The organism is Vibrio sinaloensis DSM 21326 (assembly GCF_000189275.1).
GTDB lineage: Bacteria > Pseudomonadota > Gammaproteobacteria > Enterobacterales > Vibrionaceae > Vibrio > Vibrio sinaloensis.
Genome location: NZ_AEVT01000037.1, coordinates 1 through 698 on the forward strand (window position 1 = coordinate 1; position 698 = coordinate 698).

At 47.9% G+C, this 698-nt stretch carries 1 protein-coding gene; it reads right to left on the reverse strand.

The genetic code is table 11. The features are described 5' to 3' along the window. A partial coding sequence (locus RH45_RS06490; protein WP_008075180.1) for a VCBS domain-containing protein occupies positions 1-698 on the reverse strand: 698 nt, incomplete at both ends.

Here is a 698-nt window from a genome sequence, read left to right on the forward strand (position 1 = left end):
AACAGACACAGTCGCACTGCTGACAGTAGCAGTGTCATTAGTACCGTTGATGGTGACCTTGATAGTAGACGGAGTACCGTCGACAGAGGTAACGGTAAAGGTCTCTTCAACCTTATCACCAACGTTCAGTTGGTTAAATGCGCTGTTGGCGGTGAATACCCAATGACCATTGGCATCAATGGTTAAAAAACCGTGCGTGCCTGAGATTGAATTTGGCGTAAAGGTGTTATCCGGGTAATCGACATCGGTACTGGTTAGGGTTCCAGATGTGGTTATTGCCGTGTCTGTTTCATCGACAACCACAGTCGCGCTGCTTACGGTTGCCGCATCATTTGTACCGTTGATGGTCACTTTAATCGTGGATGGAGTGCCATCGACAGACGTTACTGTGAATGTCTCTTCAACTTTATCGCCGACATTGAGTTGGTTGAATTCACTGTTGGCGGTAAATACCCAATGCCCATTGCCATCGATGGTTAGGTCGCCGTGCGTGCCTTGCTGAGTTGAAGCAGTAAAGGCATTATCTTGGTTATCGACATCGGTGCTGGTTAGGGTACCAGAGGTTGTGATTGCTGAGTCAGTTTCATCAACAGACACAGTCGCACTGCTAACCGTAGCAGCATCATTAGTGCCGTTGATGGTGACCTTGATAGTAGAAGGAGTACCGTCGACAGAGGTAACCGTAAAGGTCTCTTCAA